The following is a 7,600-nucleotide window of genomic DNA, read 5'->3' as shown; positions in this document are numbered from 1 at the left end:
ACGTTAAAAGATTTAGAATTTTCTTATCCTTCTATTGTATGGGTTCATGGAGTAGAGGCATTGGGATGGTACAGAAGGTTATTTAATCTATATAATAAAGGTTTCATTAAATATATTCTTCGTAATATGATACAAATGTATAGTTTGAAAAAATTTATTGAGAAAACAAAGAATAAGAATGTTACTTTTGTTTTTGTTTCAGAGTGGATGAAGCATATTACAGAAACCGACACGTTAACTAAAATCGAGAAATATGAAGTTATTCCTAATGTAATTGATACAAATGTTTTTCAATATGAAGAAAAAGATAAATTTTTAAGAAAAAAAATATTATTAATTCGACCATTTGAGTCTCGAAAATATGCTAATGATATAGCGATACAGGCTATTGTAGAGTTAAGTAAAAGAGATGTTTTTAAAGATATGGAATTCACCATATATGGTAAAGGAAGGCTATTTGATGAGTTAATACAGCCACTATTAAATTTTGAAAATGTTCATATTTATAATAAATACCTAACTCATGGTGAGATTGCAAACGAACACAAAAAAAATGGTATATTCCTATGTCCAACAAGACAAGATTCTCAAGGGGTTTCGATGTGTGAGGCTATGGCCAGTGGGTTAGTCCCTATTACTTCGCACAATACAGCAATTCCCGAATTTGTTACAAATAAAATGACTGGTTTTACGACAAAGAATTATAAAGAAATAGCTGATAGTATAGAACAGTTATATAATAATGCAGATTTATTTTCTAAGATGTCAAAGGCAACAGCTCAGTCTATAATTAGTAAATGTAATCCAGTAGATGTAATTGATAAAGAATTGAACTTAATTATGTCTAAATAAAAGTTTATTGAATGTTGGGAGTATATGTATGAAAGCAGGGTTATTAAAGAAATTTCTCTCTTTTTCTATTGGAAGTTGGTTAAGTATAATAATTGGTTTTATTAGCACACCTATTATTACAAGAATACTTTCCCCAGAAGAATTTGGGAAATCATCATTATTTATGGTGATTTTAAATGTCTTATTATTGATTTCATTATTTGGAACAGATCAAAGCTTTGTCCGTTTTTTTTATGAAAAAGATAAAGAATCTAGAAAAAAATTATTATGGGATTGTTTAAAACCACCGTTTGTTAGTTTTATAGTTCTGTCTATAATTCTTTTAATTTTTTATAAACAAGCTTCATTCTTTGTATTTTCCGAAGAAAGTATATGGCTAGTGTTAATTTTAGTTTTTTCTTTATTTGTGCAGATTGCTAATAGATATGCAGTTTTAGTTATTAGGATGGAACAAAGAGGATTATTATTCTCATTACTACAATTATTTAACAAGTTATTTGAGTTTATAGGTATTTTAGTATTTGCTTATTGTTTAGGGACAACTTATAAAATATTAATTTATTCTCAAGCATTAAGTTATTTCTTTGTTACCATTATTGCGATTGTATGTGCATTATCTTATTGGAATTTTTTTAAAAGAAGTAAAGTGAAATCACACGAGAGTATGAAAGAAATTATATATTATGGAATTCCTTTATCAATTACGTTATTAATTACATGGTTATTTCAGTCAATTGACAGAATTGCTATTAAACATTGGTCTACACTTACAGAGTTAGGATTATATACAGCCGCATTTAAAATCATCTCGATTTTAATGATTATTCAAACTACCTTTACGACATTTTGGGTTCCAGTAAGTTACGAACGTTATGCTAAGAATCCTGAAGAAACAGGATTCTTTTCAAATATGAATCAAATTATTACATTAGTGATGTTTATAGTAGGAATTGGAACTTTAATGTTCAAAGATATAATTATATATCTACTAGGATCTAATTATAGAGAAGCAGCAAATATTATGCCATTTCTTGTATTTCTTCCAGTTATGTATACAATTTCAGAAACTAGCGTGATAGGTATTAATTTTTTTAAAAAAACAAAGTGGCACATTGTGATTTCAATAATCGCTTGTTTGGTTAATGTTATTGGGAATATTATTTTAGTCCCAAATCTAGGGGCTAAAGGGGCAGCGATTTCAACAGGGATTGCTTATTTCATTTTTGCTAGCCTACGTACACATATTTCTTTAATGTATTACAAAGTAGATTACGGTTTAAAGAAATTTTATTTTTCGAGTCTATTATTAATTATCTATTCTTATATTAATACTCAATATGATTCTACATTATTGAATTTCACATTAGGTATAATTAGTATAGTAATTATATGTACTTTATATAAGAACATTTTAATGAGTGTTTTATATAAAAAAATAATTTAGAAGACAAGATACAGAATAGAGAGGAGGGTCATTACATATCATATGTAATGAATAAATATTGAAGGTATTAGGCATTCTATTAATTTTATTATTCACATCAATACCTTTATTTCTTAACTTTAAGAGGGGGAGCACCTTAGTTATATATTTTACTATGGCTTTTATTGCTTCCAATCTATATTTAAATATAGATACAGGTGGCTCAACAGTCTATGTACATTCTCTTTTAATGGTATTAATATTTTATCTATTTGTTATCAAAATTGCTTTATTAAAAGTACGGGGAAATTCAATTTATAAAGATTCATATTTTAACATAGTAATGGCATTGACGTTGGTTAATCTCATTTTTGTGTATCAATTTCTTTTTATAAATAAATTAGAGTCAATTCTTTTTGTTAGAACCTGGGTTAGTTATTTATGCATACAATTACTAATAATTGTATTGTATAACTTATCAAAAAAAGGATTAGCAGAGTATACCATTATAAATAGTATACTGATATTTTCTTTTTTAAATTCAATTTTATCGATATTACAGTTTGTCACTAATAAAACATTATTAATAGGGAACTTTAATAATAGCATAAATTATACAGAAGGATTAATGGTAGTTAAAAGAGTTGTGGGATTTGTAGGAGCAAATAATGGGGCCGGTAATTTAGCGGCGATTTTATATCCAGTTCTTTTATATGCGCTAGTAAAAAGAAAAAATTTATATACGTTGGTAGTATTTATATTAAACGTAATTTTTGTAATATTAACTTTGACAAGGGTTGGTATGCTAGCAATAATAGTCTCAACTACTATTTATTATATTTTTACTCAAACGAAATCTAAGGAAAAAATATTAGGCAGGATGCTTTCTATAGTTTCTATGGCTTTAATGTTAGGTTTGTTTTATGTCTTATATGGAAATAAGTTAATAGATTTATTGTTTAAATATAGAGGAGAGACAGGAGATTATAGATTATATCAATTTGAGTTTGCGGGAAATCTTATTAAGGAAAATTTGTGGTTTGGAATAGGAGCTGGCAATTTTAATGATATAGTTTCTATAAAATTTAATATTCCTCAGATCGGAATTTTACATTCCCAGTGGCTAAATATTATAGTTGAACAGGGAATTATAAGTTTTTTACTAATAATGATTATTAATTTAATAATATTCCTTCGTATGATAAGGGTGTATAACAAACAAAATTTGTGGCTCCCATTATCGTTATTCTTAGGTAATGCTATTGTAATTAATGCAAATGCTAATCAATATTATGAAATAAATAATTTTATTTTTTATTTTATAGTATGTGGTTTATTATTTTCTAAACATGAAAATTCGAGAAATATTATGAAATAAGGGTGTTAAATGATGAAAATATTATTTATTGCGACACAGCTCCCTCCCTTTATTGGTTCTGGTAATGTAAGAGCTTTAAACTATATTAATTACTTAAACCGTTTAGGGCATGAGATAGATGTAATTGCAGTAGATTATCCTAAGGATTCTATCGCATATGATAAAAATTTAGAGGCTGTATTTGATAAAGAAGTGCGAGTTCATAGGGTGAACCCTGGTCTTCTTTATAATCTTTCTTATACTAAGAAATTAAATGTTAACAAGGATGCTATTAAGACAAGGAAAAAATTAAATTTAAAAAAGAAGATTGGTGGACTTGTAAAAAGGAATATCTTAATTCCAGATCCCTTTTTGCAATGGATTAAACCAGCATATAAAAAGGCATTGTCCTTATTAAAGGATAATGAAGGATATACTTGTATATTTTCAATGCACGAAACGCCTTCTAGTCATATCGTTGCGTATAAGATTAAAAAAAAATATCCCAATTTGCCATGGATAGGATATTGGAGTGACCCTTGGAATGGCGATAGTTTAAGAAAAGATAGATCTGGTATAAAAATGTTAATAGAAGAGAAAATTGAAAAGAATCTTATTAAAAAAGTAGATAAATTGCTTTTTACAACTGATAGTACTAGAAATATGTATATTAATAAATATAATTTAAATGAAGATGTTACAGATATTGTATATCGTGGTTTCGATGAAGATTTATATTCAGATATAGAGAATAGGGAAGAAAAGCCATTAGAGTTAAACAATAATAAAATTAATATTGTACATACTGGGACAATTTATAAGGAATTACGTGATATTACCCCACTATGTAATGTACTAGACAAACTGCAAATTGAAGATAGGGAATTATTTGAGAGATTACAGTTCATTTTTATTGGTCAATTTGATAATAAATCGGATGAATTGAGATTAAATAAGCTTAATAATGTGGTAATAAAGCCACTTATTCCTTATAAGGAAGCATTAAAGTATATGGTATATGCAGATGTTTTGTTGTTATATGGAAATAAAAATAGTACGCAGATACCTGGAAAAGTATATGAATATATAGGAAGTAAAGCATCTATGTGGACAATACTAGGTGACGAACAAGATGAACTAGGGCATCTTGTTCGTCAAATTGATAAGGGGCCTATTGTGCTGAATGAGGAAACAGAGATATTAGAGGCAATCCAGTCTTTAAATAATATGATGTTGGGAACAAACACACGGGAAGATTGGAAGAAACCAGCAATTACTTATAATTGGGAGAATATAGCTAGGGATTTAGAGAGTAAGATATCTGGATTAAGGGCCCGCTAACTAAGTGTTTTGTTGAATATAGTTTAATAATAAAGGAGGGAAGAGTTTGAGGATTTTGCATGTTTCGTTAGGTTTACCGCCATATCGTACAGGTGGCTTAACAAAATATTCATTGGATTTAATGATTGAACAATCTAATGAACATAATGTCTTTCTGTTATACCCTGGAAAGTTTACTGTTTCCCAAAAAGTGGCTGTTAAAAAAAATAAACCATATGAAGGCATAGGGGTTTACGAATTAGTAAACCCTTTACCTATTTCTTTATTAAATGGTATTAATCAACCGCCTTTATTTATGAAAAAAATAGATAAATGCATTTATGAAGATTTTCTAAAAAAGATAAATCCAGATGTTATTCATGTTCACACATTAATGGGAATGCATAAAGAATTTTTTGAAATAGCAAAAGAGTTATCTATAAAAATAATATTTACTACACATGATTATTTTGGCCTTTGCCCCAAAGTAAATTTAATGGATGCAGAAGGGAAAATTTGTGAGGATTATGAATCTGGTCGTAGTTGCCTGTCGTGTAATGTTAATGCTCTAAGTATTCCAATGATATATGCCATGCAATCCTATCCATATCGTTATTTAAAAGATAGCCGGATTGTCAAGAGATTAAGAAGAGTAAAAAAGAACCAAACCAAAGAGAATATAGGAATAGCTGATGTAACAGGCGAGGTAAAAAAATTAGATGACAGTCTGGCAATTCAATATGTAGAATTACGCGAGTATTATTTAGACATATTAAAATTGGTAGACTATTTTCATTTCAATAGTTCCATTGCAAAAGAACAGTTTGAAAGTTTTCTAGATTTAAAAGGAAAGGTTATTTCTATTAGTCATAACAATATTCATGATTACCGTAGAGAGCGCCCTTCTAGAAAGAAAAACAGTTCGATTTTAAGGTTGGGCTACTTGGGTCCTATAGATGTGTATAAGGGATTTTATGCTTTAAAAGATACATTGGACTGTTTAAAAGGAAATGGATACAAAAATTGGCATTTAGATGTGTATGGTGATTTTATGAATAATCCAGAAATCTATAGTCCAGAACATTATACTTTTCATGGTCGATATGAATACAGTCAGTTAAAGAAAATGTTTGATCAAATTGATTTATTAATTATTCCGAGTGTTTGGAAAGAAACATTTGGATTTATTGGGCTAGAAGCTCAATCTTATGGCGTTCCAATCATGGTTTCTGAACATGTGGGATTTAAGGATCTAATAAAAGACGAGGAGACTGGATTTATTTATAAAACAGATGGAAATGATTTTATTAGTAAATTATCTTCAATATTAGATAACCCTTTGAAACTAGAGAGAATAAATGAAAATATATCTAAAATGAAATTTCCTTACATTATGCAACAACATACGAATGAAATAATAAACCTATATCAAGAGGTAAGAGCAGGAGTAGAAGAATAAATGAGGCATGTATTTATAATCGGATCCAAAGGGATTCCCGCAAAATATGGTGGATTCGAAACATTTGTAGAATACTTAACAGCTCGAAAGCAAAGTGAAGATATTCAGTATCACGTATCTTGCCTAGCTAATAATAATGATGAGTTCAAGCATAATAATGCAAGATGCTTTAATGTAAAAACACCTGAAATCGGTAGTGCTAAAGCAGTAGCATATGATATTTTAAGTTTAAAAGAGTGTATCCATTATATTAAAAGAAATAGCCTTGCAGATTGCACTGTTTATGTACTTGCTTGTCGTATTGGCCCATTCTTTTCTTTCTATAAACATAAACTAGAAAAAATGGGTGTAAAAGTATTTGTAAATCCAGATGGTCATGAGTGGAAGAGAAGCAAATGGAGTCCTGCTATTAGAACGTATTGGAAAATATCTGAGAAGTTAATGGTTAAAAATGCAGATTTATTAGTGTGTGATTCTAAAGGAATTGAGTCATATATTAAAACAGACTATAAAAAGTATAGCCCTAAGACGACATTTATTGCCTACGGTGCGGATGTTACATCATCATCTTTAGAAGACGATGATGTAAAACTAAACGAATGGTATAAGAAACATGATATAAGTGCCAATGAATATTACTTAGTAGTTGGTCGTTTCGTTCCAGAGAACAATTACGAGTTAATGGTCCGTGAATTTATGAAATCAGATTCTAAAAAAGACTTTGTGATTATTTCTAACGTTGAACAAAATCAATTTTATCAAGATTTATTAGCAAAGACGAATTTTGATAAGGATCCTCGTGTTAAGTTTGTTGGAACTGTATATGATCAAGAACTATTGAAGAAAGTTCGTGAAAATGCATTTGCATATTTCCATGGGCATGAAGTAGGTGGAACGAATCCATCATTATTAGAAGCGTTGGCTTCTACAAAATTAAATATGCTTTTAGATGTAGTGTTTAATAGAGAGGTTGGGGAAGAAGGAGCTGTTTACTTCTCTAAAGAAAGTGGCTCTTTAGCTAACTTAATTCATGATGTTGAGCGATATTCACAAGAGAAAATTGATGAATTGGGTAGTAAGGCGAAAGATAGAATTATCCATGAATACTCATGGGAGAAAATTGTAAGTGATTATGAATCTTTATTTTTAAAGTCATAACAGAAATTAGAAGGGGATGAATCTAGGCAGA

Annotated in this window: 6 protein-coding genes; all 6 read left to right on the top strand. The window is 28.9% G+C overall.

Features of this window, described 5'->3' with window-relative positions; all coding sequences use genetic code 11:
- On the top strand, nucleotides 1–852 hold an 852-nt coding region (locus JDS92_RS15280), incomplete at its 5' end, for a glycosyltransferase family 4 protein (protein ID WP_199632118.1).
- Nucleotides 853–880: 28 nt separating this feature from the next.
- On the top strand, nucleotides 881–2,296 hold the full coding sequence (locus JDS92_RS15275; RefSeq protein WP_000643568.1) for an oligosaccharide flippase family protein: 1,416 nt from the start codon (nucleotides 881–883) through the stop codon (nucleotides 2,294–2,296).
- Nucleotides 2,297–2,903: 607 nt separating this feature from the next.
- Nucleotides 2,904–3,653, top strand: a complete 750-nt coding sequence (locus JDS92_RS15270) for an O-antigen ligase family protein (protein WP_167545128.1) — start codon at nucleotides 2,904–2,906, stop codon at nucleotides 3,651–3,653.
- A 12-nt stretch (nucleotides 3,654–3,665) separates the two neighbouring features.
- Nucleotides 3,666–4,973, top strand: coding sequence for a glycosyltransferase family protein (locus JDS92_RS15265; protein WP_242476001.1), 1,308 nt, complete (start codon nucleotides 3,666–3,668; stop codon nucleotides 4,971–4,973).
- A gap of 46 nt (nucleotides 4,974–5,019) precedes the next feature.
- Nucleotides 5,020–6,411 carry a glycosyltransferase gene (locus tag JDS92_RS15260; RefSeq protein WP_199632116.1) on the top strand — a complete coding sequence of 464 codons (1,392 nt, stop codon included), beginning with the start codon at nucleotides 5,020–5,022 and terminating at the stop codon, nucleotides 6,409–6,411.
- Nucleotides 6,412–7,569 (top strand): beta 1-4 rhamnosyltransferase Cps2T, encoded by a 1,158-nt coding sequence (cps2T, locus tag JDS92_RS15255; protein ID WP_199632115.1) that lies wholly within the window; start codon nucleotides 6,412–6,414, stop codon nucleotides 7,567–7,569.
- The last annotated feature ends 31 nt before the right edge of the window (nucleotides 7,570–7,600 follow it).

The organism is Bacillus cereus group sp. N12, from assembly GCF_016483575.1.
Lineage (GTDB): Bacteria > Bacillota > Bacilli > Bacillales > Bacillaceae_G > Bacillus_A > Bacillus_A toyonensis.
This window is presented reverse-complemented; position numbering and strand designations above follow the sequence as displayed.

Excerpts from the sequence above, each read along its gene's own strand:
- JDS92_RS15275 (WP_000643568.1), top strand. The coding sequence starts at position 881 with ATGAAAGCAGGGTTATTAAAGAAATTTCTCTCTTTTTCTATTGGAAGT.
- JDS92_RS15270 (WP_167545128.1), top strand. The coding sequence starts at position 2,904 with ATGGTAGTTAAAAGAGTTGTGGGATTTGTAGGAGCAAATAATGGGGCC.
- JDS92_RS15265 (WP_242476001.1), top strand. The coding sequence starts at position 3,666 with ATGAAAATATTATTTATTGCGACACAGCTCCCTCCCTTTATTGGTTCT.
- cps2T (WP_199632115.1), top strand. The coding sequence starts at position 6,412 with ATGAGGCATGTATTTATAATCGGATCCAAAGGGATTCCCGCAAAATAT.